Source organism: uncultured Roseibium sp. (assembly GCF_947499295.1).
Lineage (GTDB): Bacteria > Pseudomonadota > Alphaproteobacteria > Rhizobiales > Stappiaceae > Roseibium.
The window spans coordinates 1-482 of the sequence record NZ_CANMNP010000137.1 but is presented as its reverse complement, the minus strand read 5'-3'; the positions used below and the strand labels follow the sequence as shown (position 1 = coordinate 482).

The window sequence follows — 482 nt, the reverse complement described above, 5'->3', positions numbered from 1 at the left end:
CGCCCGCCGCGCATGATGGCGATCCGGTCGGCCAGGGTCATGGCTTCGATCTGGTCATGGGTGACGTAGATCATGGTGTTCGTCAGCTTCTGGTGCAGCTGCTTGATCTCGACCCTGAGGTCGGCTCTGAGTTTTGCGTCGAGATTTGAGAGCGGCTCGTCGAAGAGGAAGACATCGGCATCGCGCACCAGGGCCCGTCCGATGGCCGCGCGCTGGCGCTGGCCTCCTGACAGGGCGGCGGGTTTGCGATCGAGAAGGGGTTCGATCTGCAGCACCTTGGCGGCGCGGTTGACCCGTTCCTCGATTTCCGCCTTTGGCAGGCCCGCATTCTTCAGGCCGAAGCTGAGATTGCCGGCAACGGTCATCTGCGGGTAAAGGGCATAGGACTGGAACACCATGCCGATGCCGCGCTTTGAGGGTTCTTCCCAGGTGACGTTCTTGCCGCCGATGAAGATCTGGCCGCCGGTGACATCGAGCAGGCC

1 protein-coding gene is annotated in these 482 nt (G+C 62.9%); it reads right to left on the bottom strand.

Annotated elements, in window-relative coordinates; translation table 11 throughout:
* Positions 1-482: ATP-binding cassette domain-containing protein (locus tag Q0835_RS30125; protein ID WP_298967189.1), on the bottom strand; the 482-nt coding region annotated here is incomplete at both ends.